This window comes from Mycolicibacterium sediminis (assembly GCF_010731735.1).
Lineage (GTDB): Bacteria > Actinomycetota > Actinomycetes > Mycobacteriales > Mycobacteriaceae > Mycobacterium > Mycobacterium sediminis.
The window spans coordinates 937,339-954,905 of record NZ_AP022588.1; the positions used below are offsets into that span (position 1 = coordinate 937,339).

Genomic DNA, 17,567 nt, shown 5'->3' on the forward strand with positions numbered 1-17,567 from the left:
GGCACGCCGGCTCGACGGACCGCGCTGACGACTACCACCGGAGTGGTCGCCTAAACACCGCGACGTCAGACGGGGGCGAACCGATCGGCCCACGGCAGCGCGACCTCGAGTTGCGCGGCCAGCCGGACCAGCAGTGACTCGCCCTCCAGCGGCGCGACGAACTGCACGCCCAGGGGAAGCCCATCGGCGGTCCAGTGCAGCGGCAGCGTGATCGCGGGACGACCGGTGAGGTTCGCGAGCTGGGTGTAGGGCACCCAGTTCAGGTTCTTGTCCACCATGTCGTCGACGATCTTCGTGTACCGCAGGAGGCCGGCGGTTCGCGTCTTGATCAGCACGTCGGACGCGCGCTGCAATGCGACCGGCAGGTCGAACTCGCCGATCCTGGGTGGCGGTGTCGCCAGGGTGGGGGTCAGCAGGAGGTCGAAGGACTCGAAGAAGGTGCTCAGTCGACGGGTGTGCTCGTGTCGTCGCTGCACGGCGTCCACGTAGTCGACGCTGGGTGTGGCGCGGCCAATGGCGGCGAGGATCAGGGTGTCGCGCTCGAAGGAGTCGTCGCCCGCGCCCGTCAGCCGCTTGGCCTCGTCGAATTCCCATGCGGTGTAGACGAACCAGGTGAGTAGGAAGTCGCGGGCCAGTGCGGCGTCGTCGAACGGTGCCGTCGGGAGTTCCTCGACGTGGTGGCCGAGTTCGGTGAGCGCCCGGACGGCGCCGTCGACCGCGGCGTACGCCTCGCGGTCCGGCGTCGGGTTGATCGCCGAGGGCACGCGCACCCCGATCCTCAGCCGGCCGGGGTCCTGGCCGAGGCACGAGGCGAACGACGACGAGGGCATCGCGGGTGCGTACGGGCCGAACGGCTCACCACCGCTGATCACGTCGAGCATCGCGGCGGTGTCGCGGACGGTCCGGGACACGACGCCCTGGACGGCGGCACCGTGCATGGACTCGCCGGTTGCCGGGCCCGACGGGGTGAGGCCTCGCCCTGGCTTGAGCCCGACCAGACCGCAGCATGCGGCGGGGATGCGGATGGACCCACCGCCGTCGTTGGCCCCGGCCGCGGGCACGATCCCGGCGGCGACGGCGGCAGCCGACCCGCCCGAGGACCCGCCGGGCGTCCGCGTCAGGTCCCACGGGTTGCGGGCGGGGCCCCACAGCTCCGGCTCGGTGATGCCCTTGGCGCCGAACTCCGGGGTGTTGGTCTTGCCGAAGATCAGCAGGCCGGCGTCGAGCCAACGCCGGACGATGGTGGCGTGCGCGGGTGCCTTCGCCGTGCGCAACGCCCGGGAGCCCGCCGATGTGGGCAGGCCCGCATAGTCCTGCGCGAGGTCCTTGATCAGGAACGGCACACCGCCGAACGGACCGCTCGGCGCGGCGGCGGGGGTGGCGGGCACCTCCCGCACGATCGCGTTGATCCGCGGGTTGACCTCCGCGGCTCGGTCGCGGGCCACGGTCAGCAGTTCGGCTGCCGACACCTGCCCGTCGGCGACCAGACCCGCCAGGCCTACGGCGTCGTATGACCGGTACTCCTCGAACTCCATCGCTCGACCGTAGGCGTCGCGGCGTCGGTCCGGGAGACCTCCCCCAGGTGTCAGGCCCGGTACTGCTCCACCTTGGCCGCATACTCGTCGAGCAGCGTCAGGGTCTCGTCGCGAGGCACGGTCGGCAGCATCAGCGCGACCTGCCCGAAACCGAGATCGTCGGTCGCCCGCCAGTAGTCGGGGTCGATCGGCGTGCCGAACATGGCGAGCGGGACGTCGTGCCCGGCGCCGTCGCGCATCTGACCGATGCGCTTCGCGAGCTGCTCGGTGGGCAGCGGATTGGAAATCCACCCGGCGTCGTGGCGGATCACCCGCTTGACGGTGGCGTCGGAGTTGCCGCCGATGAAGATCGGCGGGTGGGGCTTCCGTACGGGCTTGGGCCGCAGGTACGACGCGTCGAAGTCGACGTACTTACCGTGGAACTCGGCGGGCTCGTCGGTCCAGAGCGCCTTGATCGCGTCGATGCGTTCGTCGAGCAAAGCACCCCGCGTCTTCGGATCGGTGCCGTGGTGCCGGAGTTCCTCGAGGTTCCACCCGGCGCCCACGCCGAACACGAAGCGGCCGTTCGAGATCAGGTCGACGCTGGCCGCTTCCTTGGCCGTCGTGATCGGGTCGCGCTGGATGAGCAGCGCGATGCCGGTGAACAGCTCGATCTCGGTCGTGACCGCCGCGGCGGCGGCGAGCGTGACGAAGGGATCCAGGGTGCGGTAGTACGGGTCGGGCAGTTCCCCACCGCCGGGATACGCCGACTCCCGGCTGGCCGGGATGTGGGTGTGCTCCGCGATCACCAGGGACGCGAAGCCGCGCTCCTCGATGGCGCGCCCGAGTGAGACCGGGTCGATGCCGTCGTCGGTGACGAAGGTCGCGATGCCGAACTTCATGATTGTCTCCCGTGCTCGTCGGCTGTCCCTGAGTCGAATGCCCAACGGGCCCGCGCTTATTCCGCGGCTACTGCGGCGGAATCAGCACGGTCCACAGATCCGTGATTACCCCGTCGGCGATCAGCGCGGTGTCGAACCCGGAGAGGACCGGTTGTCCGGTCGCGGGATCGAGCAGGTGCCAGCCGAGGTAACCGAAGCCCTCGAGGCTCCGCACGGGCCCGTCGGCCGCGAACTGCTGGTCGCCGAGGTTGGCCTGCAGGGCAACGCACTTGGCGTCGAGCGCGGCCCGTCCGGTGCTCACGCCCTCATCGTCGGTCCAGCGCACGTCGGACGCGTAGGTCCGCTCGATGGCGGCCCTGCGCTTGTCGTCGTCACGCTCGTTGAACACCGCGAGCAGGTTGTCGAACATCAACGTCTCGATCGCATCGGGCACCGGCGGCTCCTTCGAGGGGGGCGCGTTTTGTAGCGCCTCGGACGAAACCCTCTCGTACGCTACCCCGCGGGTGTCAGCAGCGGGTGACGAACCTCGGCACGATGACGTCGCCGGGACGACGACCCACGTCGTCGCGCGGCGTCCGCACCGCGTGCAGCCGCACGGGACGGCGCTTCGGCGCGGTCTCGTCCTCCTCGTCGTCCGAATGCAGCAGACGGTCGACGTACGAGGAACTCGCGCGCGCCGCGTCGATCAGCAGATTCGTCGCCGGACGCATCCGGTTGACCACCTCGTCGCCGATGCCACCGATGTGGGCACCAACCTCAAGAATCGCCATTTACGCCTCCATGCCTAGGCGTGCGTGCCCATTCTTGACAGCACACTTGCTTACTTTTGCAAGCACAACACTTGCCACTGTATGCAATATGCCCGTTTCGGGCAGGGCTAGACGCGTTGTGATCGACCCCACGGGCCCAATCAGTCCGTTTCGCTGCGCCCCGCCATGGTCGTGTAGTCCTCCTGGACCGTCTCTCCGTGCTGGTTGGTGATCCGGCTGCGGATGGTCAGCACGTCGGCGCCGAAGGCCTGCCGGAGCGACTCCAGCCGGATGTGGCAGTACAGCTTGTCGCCGGCCTTGATGGGCCGCAGGAACGTCAGACCCTGCTCGACCTGCACGATCTTCTCGTCGGTGATCGGGATGTTCGCGTGCTCGAAGAACGCCATCTGCGCCTGGAGGCCGAAGATCGAGATGAACGTCAGGGGGGCGAGCAGGGCGTCGTGGCCCAGTTCGCGAGCGGCGTCCTCGTCGGCATAGGCCGCGTCGTCGTTGTGAACGGCCTCGGCGTACTCGCGGATCTTCTCGCGCCCGACCTCGTAGTGGTCGGGATAGGAGTACGTCATGCCGACGATGTCTGGGGACAGGGCCACGCCAGAGAACCTATCGGGCGCGGCCCCGCCCTCGCTACGGGCCGGACGCCTCGTCGGACTCCTCGGGGGCGTCCGTACCGAGCGCCTCGGCACCCGGCGTGGCCGGAGCGAGCACCTCCTCGGCGACCTCGTCGTCGGACGGTTGCGTGGGTTCCTGCGACGTCATGGCGTCTCCTCGACTGCTCGAACGGATCTGTCGTCGAGCTTTACCCCTGACCGCCGATGTGTAACCCCGCCGCGTCGAGGTGAGCAGGTCCAGCCGCATCGTCGAGACTGCACCCAGGGCTGTGATCGTCGGAGAATCACGACCCGCGACGCAGTCTCGACGGGTGGCTCAGCCACGTTCGATGGTGACCGCGGCCCCGTCGGGCCGGCTACCGATCCACTCGACCGCCTCCGCGTCGAATCGGCCGACGTTGACGATGCCGTCGTAGAAGCCGACGTCCCCGTAGTAGAGGACGAGGTCGCTCGTGGGCGCGTAGTAGCCGATGTCGGCGACCTCCGGGTCGGAGCCGCCGGGCACGCCGTCGGTGGTCAACGGGCGCGGGAGCCGGGCGATCTTCTCGACGCCGTTCAGGTCCCGAAAGCTCAGCCGCAGCGGGAGCAGTCCAGCGAGGTCGCGCGCGGCCGGGTTGTCCGCCAGCCCGGCACCGACGTCGCGGCCGTCGACGGTCAGCCGGAGGTCCCCGACGGGGGCGCTCGCGGAGAGACCGGGCGTCTCGGGGTGCGCACTCGACCGGCCAGGCTCGGCCGAACAGGCGGCGAGGCCGACGGCCACCAGCAGCACCCAGGGACGCAGGGCCGTCACGGTGCGTCCGCGTCCGCTGGAGTACCGGCCCAGGACGCCAGCAGGTCCAGGGCGTGGGCGGTCGGCGAGCCGGGCTCCGCGACGTAGATGGTCATGGACAGCCCCGCATCGGCGATCATGTCGACACTCTCGTAGGCCAGGTCGAGGTTGCCGACGACGGTGTGGTGGAACCGCTTGGTGCCCGCGCCGTGCAGGCTCACGTCGTGCGCGCTCCAGCGCTTGCGGAACGGCTCACTGCGCGTGGACAACTCGCCGACGAGGTCGTGCAGGGCCTTGTCGTGGGGATCGCGGCCGGCTTCGGTCCGCAGGATGGTCACGCAGGTGTCGGCCGCGGTGTCCCAGTCCGGGTAGAACCGCTGCGCGTCGTCGTCGAGGAACGTGTAGCGGGCGAAGTTCGGGGTCTCCCCGGGCTGGCTGTCGTACACCGAGGTGTGCATCGCGTGCCCGAGGTGGTTGGTCGCCAGCAGGTCCATCCGGCCGTTGCGGATGAGCGCAGGCGGCTGGATGCCGGCCAGCATCCACTGCAGCGCGGGCCGCGGCGTCCACTTGGCGCTCGGCCGTCGACGCGGGCGCATGCCGGCACTGGTCCCGTCCGCGGCGTGCGCGAGATGGAACAGGTGCGCTCGCTCGGCGTCGTCGAGTCGCAGAGCACGTGCCAGTGCGTCGAGGACCGACGCCGACACCCCGCCGAGGGAACCGCGTTCCAGCTTCGCGTAGTACTCGACGCTCACACCCGCCAAGGCGGCGACCTCGGCCCGTCGTAGACCCGGCACCCTCCGGTGCCCGAAGTCGGGCATGCCCACCTGAGCGGGCGTGATCTTGGCGCGCCGCGACGTCAGGAAGTCACGCACCTCGTGTCGGTTGTCCACGTCTGAAGACGGTACGACCATCGGCGACCGGGAGGGATGCACTGTCGGTACACGTCTCGACGGTGACTCCCACGTCGGCCCGGATGGGCGTTGAGTCGACGTCATGAACCCGACGTACGACTTCACCGGCCAGGTAGCCCTGGTGACCGGCGCCGCCTCCGGCATGGGACTGAGCACCGCCCGGGCGTTCGCCGATGCCGGTGCCGCCGTGATACTTGCCGACCGCGACATCACCGCGCTGCAGAAGATAGCCGGCGCAATGGAAGCGGACGGACGACGGGTGTTGGGCGTCGAGTGCGACGTCACCGACGAGGCGGCGGCGGCCGTCCGATCGAGTGTGGACGCCTTCGGGCGGCTCGACATGGCGTTCAACAACGCGGGCATCCAGGTTCCACCGTGCGACGCCGCCGACGAACCGGCGGAGATCTTCGATCGGGTCAACGCCGTCAACCTGCGCGGTGTGTGGGCCTGCATGAAACACGAACTGGCACAGATGCGGATCCAGGGCAACGGCGCGATCGTCAACTGTTCGTCGCTCGGTGGTCTGGTCGGAATCCCCGGCCGAGCGGCCTACCACGCCTCAAAGCACGGCGTCATCGGACTGACCAGCAGCGCGGCGCTCGAGTATGCGCCGCGAGGCATCCGGATCAACGCGGTGTGCCCCGGCACCATCGCCACCCCGATGGTGACGAACATGATCGACTCGGGCGAATTGGACCTCGCCGCAGCGGTCGCCGACCAACCCATCGACCGGCTCGGTGAACCCGAGGAGATCGCGGCCGCGGTGCTCTGGCTGTGCAGTCCCGGCGCGAGCTTCGTCGTAGGTGTCGCCCTACCCGTCGACGGCGGCTACACCGCTCGCTGACCTCGATCCAATCCCGATTCACCCCACTCAGAAGGAACCGACATGATTGAAGTCACCACCGCCCCCGCCCGGAAGCGCCGCGGCGCGCGCCCGCTAATCGGTGCCGCCCTTGTCGCCATCGGCGCACTGGCGCTCACCAGTTGCGCGTCGTCCTCGGGTCAACCCGACGCTCCCGCCGCGGCGAGCGCGGAGTGGGACAAGACGTTCCCCCAGAGCGACCGGGTGGACGTCGAGAAGGTGCGGTTCGACAACAGGCTGGGCATCGACCTCGTCGGCGACCTCTACGTGCCCGCCGACGTCGACACCACTCGCCGCCACCCCGCCATCATCGTGGGTCACCCCTACGGCGGCGTGAAGGAGCAGTCCTCCGGCCTCTATGCCCAGCAGATGGCCGAACGCGGCTTCGTCGCGCTGGCTTTCGACGCCTCCTACGGTGGCGAGAGCGGCGGATCTCCGCGCAACATCGCGTCGCCCGAGGCCTTCACCGAGGACTTCAGCGCAGCGGTCGACTACCTCGGCGGCAACGACCTGGTCGACCGGAACCGGATCGGCGTGATCGGCGTCTGTGGCAGCGGCAGCTTCTCGCTCAGCGCCGCCGCGGTCGACCCGCGCATCAGCGCGCTGGCCACCGTCAGCATGTACGACATGGGACGCGCCAACCGGCAGGGCCTGAACGATGCCGTGCCCGAGGACCAACGCCGCCAGAACCTTCGGGCCGCCGCCGATCAGCGTTGGTCCGAAATCGACGGCGCCGACCGCACGATGGTGCCGGGAACCCCGGTCGAGCTGACCGCGGAGTCCACCGCGGTCGACCGCGAGTTCTACGACTACTACCGCACCCCGCGCGGCGAACACCCGCGCTCCACCACGGCGTTCACCCAGACCAGCACCGCCGCGATGAACGCCTACTACCCGTTCGCGCAGATCGACGCGATCTCGCCCCGGCCGCTGCTGTTCGTTGCCGGCGAGAACGCCCACTCGCGCTACTTCAGCGAGGACGCCTACCGACTCGCGGCCGAGCCGAAGGAGCTCGTCATCGTGCCGGGCGCCGGACACGTCGACCTCTACGACCGCGTCGAGATGATCCCGTTCGACGCGCTCGACCAGTTCTTCACGACCAACCTCGGCTGACCCCGGCCACACCACCGAACGAGCGAAGGAGCACGACGATGATGAGACGACTGTTCACGACCGCGGCACTGGCGGCGGCGGCCCTGTCGATGGGCACGTTCAAGGCCACGCCGGCGGGAGCCGACGGCGAACGGATGGAGGTGTCCCGCTCGGAGACCCGCCCGTCGTCGACCGGCCCGGCGGAGACGTTCACCGGCGAGGTTCGCGTCACGCCGCTCTTCGACGTCAACGACGCGCGGGACTTCAGTTCGGCGGAGGTCACGTTCAGTCCCTGCGCACGAAGTGCGTGGCACACCCATCCCGCCGGCCAGACGCTCGTCGTCACGACCGGCACGGGCTGGGTGCAGGAGTGGGGCGGGGCCAAGCAGCAGCTGAATCCCGGCGACGTGGTGTGGACCCCGCCGGGCGTGAAGCACTGGCACGGCGCCACCGAGGACGCGACGCTGACTCACCTCGCGATCCAGACCCACGTCGACGGCACCGGGGTGAACTGGCTGGAGCACGTGAGCGACGAGGAGTACCGCCGGTGAGGGTCGGCAGGTGGACGCTGTTGGCCGCCACGGTCACGTCGGCGTCGGTGTGGATGAGCGGCTGCGCGCAGTCCGACCGGTCGGGTGCGGCAACGCCCACCGGTGACGTCGCGGCGGTATCCCCCGCGCTGGCCGACTACCGCGACCGCATCATCGAAGGCGAGCTGTGGGACCGGCCCGGCCTGTCGGCGCGCGACCGCAGCGTCGTCACGGTCGCCGCGTTGATCGCCCGCAACCAGACGATCGACATGCCGGCACAGTTCGGGCGTGCGCTGGACAACGGCGTCACCCCCGCCGAACTGTCGGAGATCATCACCCATCTCGCCTTCTACGCGGGCTGGCCCAACGCGCTCGCGGCCGTCGCCGCCGCCACACCCGTGTTCGACGAGCGCGGTGTCCAGGCCGCGGATCTGCCCTCCGCCGACGACCCGCCACTGCCGATCGACCAGGCCGCCGAGGACCGGCGGCGCACCGGCGTCGACCGGGACTACGGCGCCGTCGCACCCGGCGTCGTCGGGTACACCACCGACGTCCTGTTCACCGACCTGTGGTTGCGGCCGGGCCTCGCGCCCCGCGACCGCAGCCTGGTGACCGTCAGTGCGCTCGTAGCCGCCGGACAGGTGGGTCAGGTGACCTTCCACCTCGGCAAGGCCATGGACAACGGCCTCACCCGGGACCAGGCGTCGGAGACCCTGACCCAACTGGCGTTCTACGCGGGCTGGCCGACCGTGTTCTCGGCTCTGCCGGTCTTCAAGGACGTCGTCGACAACCGCTGAATTCACCCCCGAAGGAGCACCACACCATGCGCGCAACACTCATGTACGGCGCCGGCGACGTCCGCGTCGAGAACGTCGCAGATCCCCGGATCGAGCACCCGACCGATGCGCTGGTCCACATCACCGCGTCCTGCATCTGCGGCAGCGACCTGCACCCCTACTCGTCGATGGGTGCCGGCAGCGGCCCCGCGCGGATGGGCCACGAGTTCATCGGCGTCGTCGAGGACGTCGGGGCCGACGTGACGACCGTGGCGAAGGGCGACCTCGTCGTCTCGCCGTTCTCGGTGTCGGACAACACCTGTCAGTTCTGCCGCGAGGGCCTGCACACGTCGTGCGCTGATCCGGCCGCCACGTTCTGGGACAACATCCCCGACCAGGGCGCGCAGGCGGAGGCCATCCGCGTTCCGAAGACTCCGCACTCGTGCCGTCACTGCTCACGCTGTCCGACGTCCTCGGCACCGGCCACCACGCCGCGAAGATGGGTGGCGTCGGCCCACGCACCCGCGTCGCGGTGATCGGCGACGGCGCGGTGGGCTTGATGGCGGTTCTGTCGGCCAAGCGGTTGGGGGCCGAGCAGATCATCCTCATGGGCCGCCACGCGCAGCGCACCGACCTCGGACGCGACTACGGCGCCACCGACGTCGTGTCCGCCCGAGGCGACGAGGGCATCGCCGCGGTCCGGGACCTCACCGGCGGCGACGGCGTCCACGTCGTTCTGGAGGCCGTCGGTCACATGCCCGCCTACGAGCAGGCCGTCGGCGTCGTCCGCGCGGGCGGCGTCATCAGCCGTGTCGGCGTCCCGCAATACGAGGACGCCGGAATAGGGTTCGCGAGCCTGTTCGGTCGCAACGTCCGCCTGGCGGGTGGGCCCGCGCCAGCGCGGGCCTACGTCGAGGAACTGCTGCCCGACGTGCTCGACGGCACCATCGATCCGGGCCGGGTGTTCGACTCCACGGTCGGGATCGACGACGTCCCGGGCGGATACCGCGACATGGCGGACCGGCGGAGCCTCAAGGTGTTCGTGAAGCCCTGACCGCTACTGGCCGTCCGCCTCCGCGCGCGCCTCGGCGCCGCTCTCCTGGGTCTCGGAATCGAACTGTGGGTTGGTGCGGCCGACGTAGGTGCCGTCCTCGTCGTCGCGCTTGGCGCGAGAACCGGCGACGGCCGAATCAGCTTCGGTGTCGTCCTCCGCCTTCTCCTCCTGCGCCCAGGTCTCGTCCTTCACCTTGTCGGCGGCGTCACTGATCTTGTCCTTGGCGTTCTCGAGAAAGCTCACGTGTCTCCAGTCCTGGCCATCGCTGGCCGGTTCGTCCGTTGACGGGCGATTACCCCGGCCCCGGAACCCGAAACTGGGACACCCTCCCGGTACACCGCTCCGCGGTGACTGCCTCCCCGTCTGCCTCGCTGGCACTCTGGAGGGGCACGGGGTCCGTACTTCCTGAGGTGGTCGAAATGAACGAGGACGACAGCACGTCCGCACCCGAACTCCACGCGGCGTGGCCGATCAGGCGACGGACCTTCGTGGGCGCGTCGGTGGCCGTCGGCGGGGCCGTCGCGGCGATGGGTCTGCTCGACGGCTGTGCGACGGAGCCCGACGAGGACACCTCGACGTCGAGCACGGTGCGCGTCACGCTCAACGGCGACAAGCGCGAACTCACCGTGGACAACCGCACCTCGCTGCTCGACATGCTGCGCGAGCACACGGAGCTGACGGGCACCAAGAAAGGCTGCGATCAGGGTGCCTGCGGCGCCTGCACGGTGCTGCTCGACGGTGAGCGCGTCGTCTCCTGTCTGACGCTAGCCGTCCAGGCCGACGGCACCGAGGTCACCACCATCGAGGGCCTGGAGGAGGACGGCCGGCTGCACCCCCTGCAGCAGGCGTTCATCGACGACGACGGCTTCCAGTGCGGCTACTGCACCGCCGGTCAGATCCTGTCCGGCATCGGGTGCATCCGGGAGGGCCGCGCCGGCTCGCCCGAGGAGATCCGGGAGTCCATGAGCGGCAACATCTGTCGCTGCGGCGCGTACACGAACATCGTCGCCGCCATCTCGCGCGTCGCGGCGCAGGGCGGTGCCTGAGCCATGTTTCCGTTCCGCTACGACACCGCCGGTGACGAGGCCGCGGCCCTGGCGGCAGCTGCCGACGGTGCCCGCTACCTGGCCGGTGGCACCACGCTGATCGACCTGATGCGCCAGACCGTCGAGCGCCCCGACCGCGTCGTCGACATCAACGCGCTGCCCTACGACGACATCGACCTGTCGCCTGCGCGGTTGCGGGTCGGTGCGCTGGTCCGGATGACGGCCCTCGCGTCCGACGCCGGCGTCCGCGAACAGTTCCCCGTGATCGCGCAGGCACTGGAACTCAGTGCCTCCGCACAGCTTAGGAACATGGCGTCGATCGGAGGCAACCTGCTGCAGCGCCCACGGTGCCTGTACTTCCGCGACGTCGGTGCCGCCTGCAACCGGCGCAACCCCGGCTCGGGCTGCGCCGCGATCGGCGGCCGCAACCGCACGCACGCCATCCTCGGCACCAGCACGGCGTGCGTCGCCACCCACCCCTCCGACCTGGCCGTGGCGCTGACCGCCCTCGACGCGTCGATCGTCACGCGTGACGCCGACGGGGAACGCACCATCCCGATCGCCGACTTCTTCCGCCTCCCGGGAGACACCCCCGATCGCGAGAACAATCTGGGCGCAGCGGCGTTGATCACCGCGATCGAGGTCCCGGTCCGGCCCGACACCCGCCGCTCCGGCTATCTGAAGGTGCGTGACCGGCAGTCCTACGAGTTCGCCCTCACCTCCGCCGCCGTCGCGATGGACCTCTCCGGCGGCGTGATCCGCTCGGCACGCGTCGCGGTCGGAGGTGTCGGCACCGTGCCGTGGCGGCTGCCCGCCGTCGAGGCGCGGCTCGCCGGACGGAAACCCGGCCCGCAGCTGTGGGTGGATGCCGCCGCGGTCGCAGCGGACGGTGCGAAACCGCTGTCGGAGAATGGCTTCAAGGTCGAGCTGGTCAAGCGCGCCGTGCAACGGCAACTCGCGACCGTGGCGGGTCTGGCGTGACGCGGCCCCTCGCGACGCCCACCTCGGTCTCCGGCCAGTCAGTCTCCCGCGTCGACGGGCGGCTCAAGGTCACCGGCGCCGCCAGGTACGCCGCCGACAATCCCGTGCCCGATCACCTGTACGCCGCCCTGGTGTGCAGTACCGTGTCCCGCGGCACGATCGGGGGCATCGACGCGAAGCCGGCGACCGACCATGCCGAGGTGGTGCGCGTGATCACCGACTTCGGCGGCGTCACGCTGCCCTTCGACGCAGGCCGGGTCTCCTTCTTCGGCCAGCCGCTGGCGATCGTCGTCGCCACTACCGCGGAGGCGGCCGCCCACGGCGCGGACCTGGTGACGGTGCGCTACGCGAACGAGCCGCAGCACACCGACTTCGAGGACGCTGCACGGGAACCCAGTAGGAAGTCGCCGGAGTACCGGCGCGGTGACGCCGACGCCGCGCTGCGTGCCGCGCCGGTGGTGGTCGACCGTACGTACTCGATCGCCCGGAACTACCACAACCCCATGGAGATCCCCGCGACCATCGCCGCCTGGGACGGGGACCGGTTGACGGTGTGGGACAAGGTCCAGGCGGTCTCCCGGAGTCAGGAGTCCTACGCCAAGGCTTTCGGCGTCGCCGCCGATGCGGTGCACGTCGTATCACCTTTCGTCGGTGGCGCGTTCGGCAGCGCCGGGTCGACGTGGCCACACCAACTGCTCGCCGCGCACGCGGCCCGGCAGGTGCGTCGACCGGTCAAGCTGTCGCTCACCCGCGAGCAGATGTACGCCGCCATCGGGTTCCGCCCGGAGAGCTGGCAGCGGCTCGCCATCGGCGCCGACCCCACCGGCCGCATCACCGCGACCGTCCACGAGAGCCGGGTGGAGGTGTCGCGGTACGGCAGCTACGAGGACTCCCCCACCGAGGGGACGAGGCTGCTGTACTCCTCCCCCGCCTTTCGCGCGTCCGCCGAGGTGGTTCCACTCGACATCAGCGAGCCCACGTACATGCGGGGGCCCGGCGCGGTGACGGGTGCGTTCGCGCTGGAGTGCGCGATCGACGAACTCGCGGAACGCCTTCGGATGGATCCGATCGAACTGCGGCTGCGCAACGAGCCCCGGGTCGACCAGAGCAAGGGCCTGCCGTTCTCGACCCGCAGGCTCACCGAGTGCTTCGAACGGGGCGCCCGGGAGTTCGGCTGGTCGCGGCGCAACCCCACCCCCGGCGCGGTGCGCGAGGGCGACCTGGCGATCGGGATGGGGACCGCCGCCGCGCTGTATCACACGGCGCGCTCGGAGTCCTCGGCGTCGGCGCGGATCAACGCCGACGGCACGGCCGACGTGTTCACCGCCGCCAGCGACATCGGCCCCGGGACGTACACGTCGCTGGGCCAGGTGGCCGCAGATGCGCTGGGCCTGCCACAGAACAAGATCCGCGTCAACCTCGGCGACAGCCGCTTCCCCGAGGCCGCTGGCCAGTACGGTTCGCAGCTGATGGCCAGCGGCGGCTCCAGCGTGTTCGTCACCTCGAACACGCTGCGCGACCGGATGATTCGCACGTCGATCCTCGACCCCGGATCGCCCCTGAACGGGGCACGACCGGACGACGTGACCGTCACCGACGGCCGGATGCAGCTGCGCTCGGACCCAAGCCGCGGTGAGTCGTATCAGGACGTGCTGCGCCGGCGCGGCCTGCCGAGCCTCGACGCCGACGGGACCTACACCCCCGACGACGCGAACAAGCGGTTCTCGATGCACGCCTATGGTGCCGTGTTCGCCGAGGTGGCCGTCGACCCGCTCCTCGCGACGGTCCGCATCCGGCGTCTCTACGCGGTGTACGACGCCGGACGGATCGTCAACCCCAAGCTCGCCCACAGCCAGGCGCTGGGCGGCATGACGCAGGGCATCGGCATGGCGATGCTGGAGGCCGCCGAGATCGACTACCGCGACGGCCGCATCGTGAACGCGAATCTGTCCGACTACCTCGTGCCGGTCAACGCCGACGTGCCCGCGCTCGACGCCGTCTACCTCGATGCCCGCGACGACGTCGCCGACCCGATCGGGGTCAAGGGTCTGGGTGAGGTCGTGATGGTCGGGGTTCCCGGCGCGATCGCCAACGCCGTCTTCAACGCGACCGGCAAGCGCGTCACCGACCTGCCGATCACGATCGAGAAGCTGCTGTAGGTCCCGCCGAGCGCACGCTTGTTGAACGCATCGCCCGAGTAGGCGCGACAACGAGCGTGCGCTCGGCGCGGGAGCGCGTCTCCCACTGACCGTCGTCTCGCAGCCTTACCGTGACCTTACGTAGGCCTTATTTTTCTTAAGATCGGTGTACGGTAGGGCTTCGGCCGACAACGTCGTCGGCAGCGACGGAAGGAACCCCACATGGCGCACGAACCCTCACGGATCGTCCTGGTCACCGGCGGATCGCGAGGCATCGGCGCCGACGTCACCCGTCAGCTCGCCGACGCGGACACCCACGTCATCGTCAACTACCGCCAGCGGGCGGACCGTGCGGACGCCCTCGTCGCGGCCATCCGGGCAGCGGGCGGGCACGCATCCACGCTGGCCGCCGACATCTCCGACGAGGCGGCTGCCGTCGCCATGGTCGACACCATCGCCTGGCGCTTCGGCCGCTTGGACGCCCTCGTCCTCACCGCGTCGAGCGGCCTGCAACTGGGCGCCGATCCCCGCTACGCGATGCGCCTCAACCGCGACGGCCAGCGCCGCCTCGCGCAGCTGGCCGTTCCGGTGATGCCGGTCAACGGCCGCATCGTCTACGTCACCAGCCACCAGGCGCACTTCTTCCCGAACAAGGGCGTCCCAGTGGGCTACGGACCGGTCGCCGCCAGCAAGCGCGCCGGCGAAACCGCGCTGTACGCAATGCGTTCCACGTTCGAGCGAGCTGGCGTCCGGTTCACGGTCGTCTCCGGCGACATGATCGACGGGTCCATCGCCACCGCCGTCGTCGGTGCCATCAACGCGCCGCACCCGTCGGGCATGATCTTCGTCGGCGGCGCCGACTTCGTGATGACCGCCTGACCACTCACAGCGTGTCGGCGAGCGCCTGCCCGGCGGCGCGACCGGAGAAGATGCAGCTGCCGAGGAACGTGCCCTCGAGCGCGTTGTACCCGTGCACGCCACCGCCCCCGAAGCCCGCCACCTCGCCCGCGGCGTAGAGGCCGGGGATGGGCTGACCGTCGAGGCCCAGTGCGCGCGACGCCAGGTCGGTTTGGATGCCGCCCAGCGTCTTTCGGGTCAGCACGTGCAGCTTGACCCCGATCAGCGGACCGGCGTCGGGATCGAGGATCCGGTGCGGCGCGGCGGTCCGGCCGATGCGGTCGCCCAGTGACCTCCGCGAGTTCCGGATGCCCTGGATCTGGGCGTCCTTGCTGAACGGGTTCGCCAGCTGCATGTCGCGTGCCTCGATCTGACGGCGTATGCCCACCGGGTCGAGCAGCGGCTCGTCGGTGAGCGCGTTCATCCGACCGACCAATTCCTCGAGATGGTGGGCGACGACGAAGTCCGCGCCGCGCTCCTTGAACGCCTCGATCGGACCGGGGGCGTCCTTGTTGAACAGCCGCTCCTTGAGGAATGCCTTCTTGCTCTTCGACGTGATGTCGGGGTTCTGCTCGGAGCCCGACAGCGCGAACTCCTTCTCGATGATCTTCTGCGTGAGGATGAACCAGGAGTGGTCGTACTTCGCGATGTCGGGCGTCGTGCGCAGATGGCGCAGCGTGCCGAGTGTGTCGTAGCCGGGGAGGAACGGCTCGGGAAGACGCCGGCCGAGCGCGTCGAACCACATCGACGACGGGCCCGGCAGGATGCGGATCGCATGCTTCGGCCAGATCGGATTCCAGTTGACGATGCCTTCGGTGTAGTGCCACATGCGATCTCGGTTGACCAGCCGCACCCCGGAGTCCGCGGCGATGTCGAGCATCCGCCCGTCGACGTAGGCCGGTACGCCCGTGATCATCTCCGCCGGAGGCGTACCCATCCGCTCCGGCCAGTACCGGCGCACGATGTCGTGGTTCGCGCCGATGCCGCCGGTGGTGACGACGACGGCCCGCGCGGACAGCTCGAACTCGCCTGCGACCTCGCGGTTCGACGGTGCGCCACGCGGGGCGTCATCGGGGGCGAGCACCGCGCCACGCACGCCGGTCACGGCGCCGTCGGTGTACACGAACTCGTCGACGCGGTGGCGGTAGTGGAAGGTCACGAGCCCGCGATCGGCGGCCTCCAGCGCCGACGCGACGAACGGTTCCACGACGCCGGTGCCGGTCCCCCAGCTGACGTGGAAGCGGGGCACGGAGTTCCCGTGGCCGCTGGCGGAGAGGTCACCGCGCTCGGCCCAGCCGACCGTCGGCAGGAAGCTGATGCCGTGGTCTGCCAGGTATCCGCGCTTCTCCCCCGCGGCGAATTCGACGTAGGCACGGGCCCAACGTGCGGCCCAGACGTCCTCGTCGCCGAGCCGGTCGAAGGCCGCGCTGCCCTGCCAGTCGTTCCACGCCAGCTCGAAGGAGTCCTTGATTCCCATGCGGCGCTGCTCGGGGCTGTCGATCAGGAAGATCCCGCCGAACGACCAGAACGCCTGACCGCCGAGATTGGCGGCGTTCTCCTGGTCGAGGATGGCCACCTTCTTCCCGCGACGGGTCAGTTCGTGGGCGGCGACCAGCCCGGCCAGGCCTGCTCCGACCACGATGACGTCAGCGTCCATCTGCATTCCTCCAGCCATCCGACTCGTATCGGACAAGGTACGCCCGGCGGTGACTCACCCGCTCAGACCGCACGTGCGGCGGTCCGGCGGTACTCGCTCGGGTTGACGCCGCGGATCCGTTTGAATGCCGCGCTGAACCCGAAGGGATCCGAATACCCCACGGCGCGTGCGACGTCCGCGATGCTGGTCGACTGCTGGTCGACCAGGCGATCCGCCGCAAGCGTCATCCGCCACCGGGTCAGATACGTCAGCGGCGGCTCCCCGACCAGGTCGGTGAATCGCTTCGCCAGCGTGGACCGGGAGACCCCGATGCGATCGGCCAGCGAGGCCACCGTCCACGGCGCCGCGGGCTCGGCGTGCAACAGCCGCAGCGCGTCGCCGGCGACCGGGTCGCGTTGCGCCGACCACCACGCCGGCGGCTCGCCGCCCGGGCGGTCGAACCATTCGCGCAGCGTGCACACCAGCATCCAGTCGAGCAGCCGGTCGAGCACCAGCTGCTGGCCGGGCGCGTCGACGGCGACCTCCGCCGCGAGGTGGTCGACCACCGCGTCACCCGTACCGCCGGCCTCCACGCGCAGGACGACCGGCAGCGCGTCGAGCAGCCGCCTGCTGATCTCGCCCCGGACGGGGTAGGCACCCACGATCAGCGTCGTCTCGCCCGGCCCGACGTCACTCCACCCCAACCTGTGGCGCGTACCGCCCAGCTCGGGCGTCGCGCAGAACTCGCCGCACTCGACCGGCTCGGCGCGGGTGTCGAGAGCATCGACGAAGGTGAAGCTGCGCGGCCCGCGCACGACGACGGTCTCGTACGCGCGCAACCGCTCCGGCGGACCGTCTTCCGGCACGATCCAGCCTTCCCCGCCGGTCACGGTGCACAACGTCAGCGGCGCCCCGTCGACGAAGCGCAGGGCCCACGGCGCGGACAGGGACGAGCTGCCGAACAGCGACCCGTGCGCCCGCACCCCACGGAACAGGTCTGCGAACACGTCCATCCCACCGAGGCTAGACGATTGGACAGGTATTCCGGGTTCTCACCCATGGAAGCGTCCGATGCGGCGCG

19 protein-coding genes and 1 pseudogene are annotated in these 17,567 nt (G+C 70.1%); 9 read left to right on the top strand and 11 right to left on the bottom strand.

The window, feature by feature from the left end; translation table 11 throughout:
• Positions 1-65: 65 nt before the first annotated feature.
• From G6N64_RS04615 to G6N64_RS04645, 8 genes are all read right to left on the bottom strand, one after another.
• Positions 66-1,535, bottom strand: coding sequence for an amidase (locus G6N64_RS04615; protein WP_163795811.1), 1,470 nt, complete (start codon positions 1,533-1,535; stop codon positions 66-68).
• Between the two features lie 50 nt (positions 1,536-1,585).
• Positions 1,586-2,416, bottom strand: a complete 831-nt coding sequence (locus G6N64_RS04620; protein WP_163795812.1) for an LLM class F420-dependent oxidoreductase — start codon at positions 2,414-2,416, stop codon at positions 1,586-1,588.
• Positions 2,417-2,483: 67 nt separating this feature from the next.
• Entirely contained in the window at positions 2,484-2,849 is a 366-nt protein-coding gene (locus tag G6N64_RS04625; RefSeq protein ID WP_163795813.1) for a nuclear transport factor 2 family protein, read from the bottom strand.
• A 73-nt stretch (positions 2,850-2,922) separates the two neighbouring features.
• On the bottom strand, positions 2,923-3,186 hold the full coding sequence (locus G6N64_RS04630) for a hypothetical protein (protein ID WP_163795814.1): 264 nt from the start codon (positions 3,184-3,186) through the stop codon (positions 2,923-2,925).
• Positions 3,187-3,326: 140 nt separating this feature from the next.
• Positions 3,327-3,776: a (3R)-hydroxyacyl-ACP dehydratase subunit HadA gene (gene hadA, locus G6N64_RS04635; RefSeq protein ID WP_163795815.1), complete on the bottom strand. Its 450-nt coding sequence runs from the start codon at positions 3,774-3,776 to the stop codon at positions 3,327-3,329.
• Between the two features lie 34 nt (positions 3,777-3,810).
• Complete coding sequence (locus G6N64_RS30460; RefSeq protein ID WP_264002172.1) at positions 3,811-3,942, bottom strand: hypothetical protein; 132 nt, start codon at positions 3,940-3,942, stop codon at positions 3,811-3,813.
• Between the two features lie 168 nt (positions 3,943-4,110).
• Positions 4,111-4,584, bottom strand: coding sequence for a cyclophilin-like fold protein (locus G6N64_RS04640; protein WP_163795816.1), 474 nt, complete (start codon positions 4,582-4,584; stop codon positions 4,111-4,113).
• A complete protein-coding gene (locus tag G6N64_RS04645) occupies positions 4,581-5,453 on the bottom strand; it encodes a helix-turn-helix transcriptional regulator (RefSeq protein WP_163795817.1) in 873 nt (290 codons plus the stop codon). The genes G6N64_RS04640 and G6N64_RS04645 overlap by 4 nt, the downstream gene beginning before the upstream one ends.
• Before the next feature lie 103 nt (positions 5,454-5,556).
• Here G6N64_RS04645 and G6N64_RS04650 point away from each other — a divergent pair, with 103 nt between their 5' ends.
• The 5 genes and pseudogenes from G6N64_RS04650 (at position 5,557) to G6N64_RS04670 (ending at position 9,788) form a co-directional block, all read left to right on the top strand.
• Positions 5,557-6,318 (top strand): glucose 1-dehydrogenase, encoded by a 762-nt coding sequence (locus G6N64_RS04650; RefSeq protein ID WP_163795818.1) that lies wholly within the window; start codon positions 5,557-5,559, stop codon positions 6,316-6,318.
• A 42-nt stretch (positions 6,319-6,360) separates the two neighbouring features.
• Positions 6,361-7,449 carry an alpha/beta hydrolase gene (locus tag G6N64_RS04655; protein ID WP_163795819.1) on the top strand — a complete coding sequence of 363 codons (1,089 nt, stop codon included), beginning with the start codon at positions 6,361-6,363 and terminating at the stop codon, positions 7,447-7,449.
• 38 nt (positions 7,450-7,487) lie between these two features.
• A complete protein-coding gene (locus G6N64_RS04660; protein ID WP_246230944.1) occupies positions 7,488-7,979 on the top strand; it encodes a (R)-mandelonitrile lyase in 492 nt (163 codons plus the stop codon).
• The gene (locus tag G6N64_RS04665; protein WP_246230947.1) at positions 7,976-8,755 is read left to right on the top strand and encodes a carboxymuconolactone decarboxylase family protein; all 780 of its coding nucleotides are present in this window, start codon (positions 7,976-7,978) and stop codon (positions 8,753-8,755) included. Before G6N64_RS04660 ends, G6N64_RS04665 begins: the two co-directional genes overlap by 4 nt.
• A 26-nt stretch (positions 8,756-8,781) precedes the next feature.
• Positions 8,782-9,788, top strand: a pseudogene (locus G6N64_RS04670) (zinc-binding dehydrogenase).
• A gap of 3 nt (positions 9,789-9,791) precedes the next feature.
• Here G6N64_RS04670 and G6N64_RS04675 read toward each other — a convergent pair.
• Positions 9,792-10,031, bottom strand: a complete 240-nt coding sequence (locus G6N64_RS04675; protein ID WP_246230948.1) for a hypothetical protein — start codon at positions 10,029-10,031, stop codon at positions 9,792-9,794.
• Between the two features lie 176 nt (positions 10,032-10,207).
• Between G6N64_RS04675 and G6N64_RS04680 the strand changes: the two genes are divergently transcribed.
• The 4 genes from G6N64_RS04680 to G6N64_RS04695 all read left to right on the top strand — a co-directional run bounded on the left by G6N64_RS04680 (position 10,208) and on the right by G6N64_RS04695 (position 14,832).
• Positions 10,208-10,834, top strand: coding sequence for a (2Fe-2S)-binding protein (locus tag G6N64_RS04680; RefSeq protein WP_163795820.1), 627 nt, complete (start codon positions 10,208-10,210; stop codon positions 10,832-10,834).
• Positions 10,835-10,837: 3 nt separating this feature from the next.
• Entirely contained in the window at positions 10,838-11,815 is a 978-nt protein-coding gene (locus G6N64_RS04685) for an FAD binding domain-containing protein (protein ID WP_163795821.1), read from the top strand.
• The gene (locus G6N64_RS04690; RefSeq protein WP_163795822.1) at positions 11,812-13,974 is read left to right on the top strand and encodes a xanthine dehydrogenase family protein molybdopterin-binding subunit; all 2,163 of its coding nucleotides are present in this window, start codon (positions 11,812-11,814) and stop codon (positions 13,972-13,974) included. The genes G6N64_RS04685 and G6N64_RS04690 overlap by 4 nt, the downstream gene beginning before the upstream one ends.
• A gap of 201 nt (positions 13,975-14,175) precedes the next feature.
• The gene (locus G6N64_RS04695) at positions 14,176-14,832 is read left to right on the top strand and encodes an SDR family oxidoreductase (protein WP_163795823.1); all 657 of its coding nucleotides are present in this window, start codon (positions 14,176-14,178) and stop codon (positions 14,830-14,832) included.
• A 4-nt stretch (positions 14,833-14,836) separates the two neighbouring features.
• Here G6N64_RS04695 and G6N64_RS04700 read toward each other — a convergent pair whose 3' ends face one another.
• Entirely contained in the window at positions 14,837-16,507 is a 1,671-nt protein-coding gene (locus G6N64_RS04700) for an FAD-binding dehydrogenase (protein WP_163795824.1), read from the bottom strand.
• A 62-nt stretch (positions 16,508-16,569) separates the two neighbouring features.
• Complete coding sequence (locus G6N64_RS04705) at positions 16,570-17,499, bottom strand: AraC family transcriptional regulator (protein WP_163795825.1); 930 nt, start codon at positions 17,497-17,499, stop codon at positions 16,570-16,572.
• Positions 17,500-17,567: the final 68 nt, after the last annotated feature.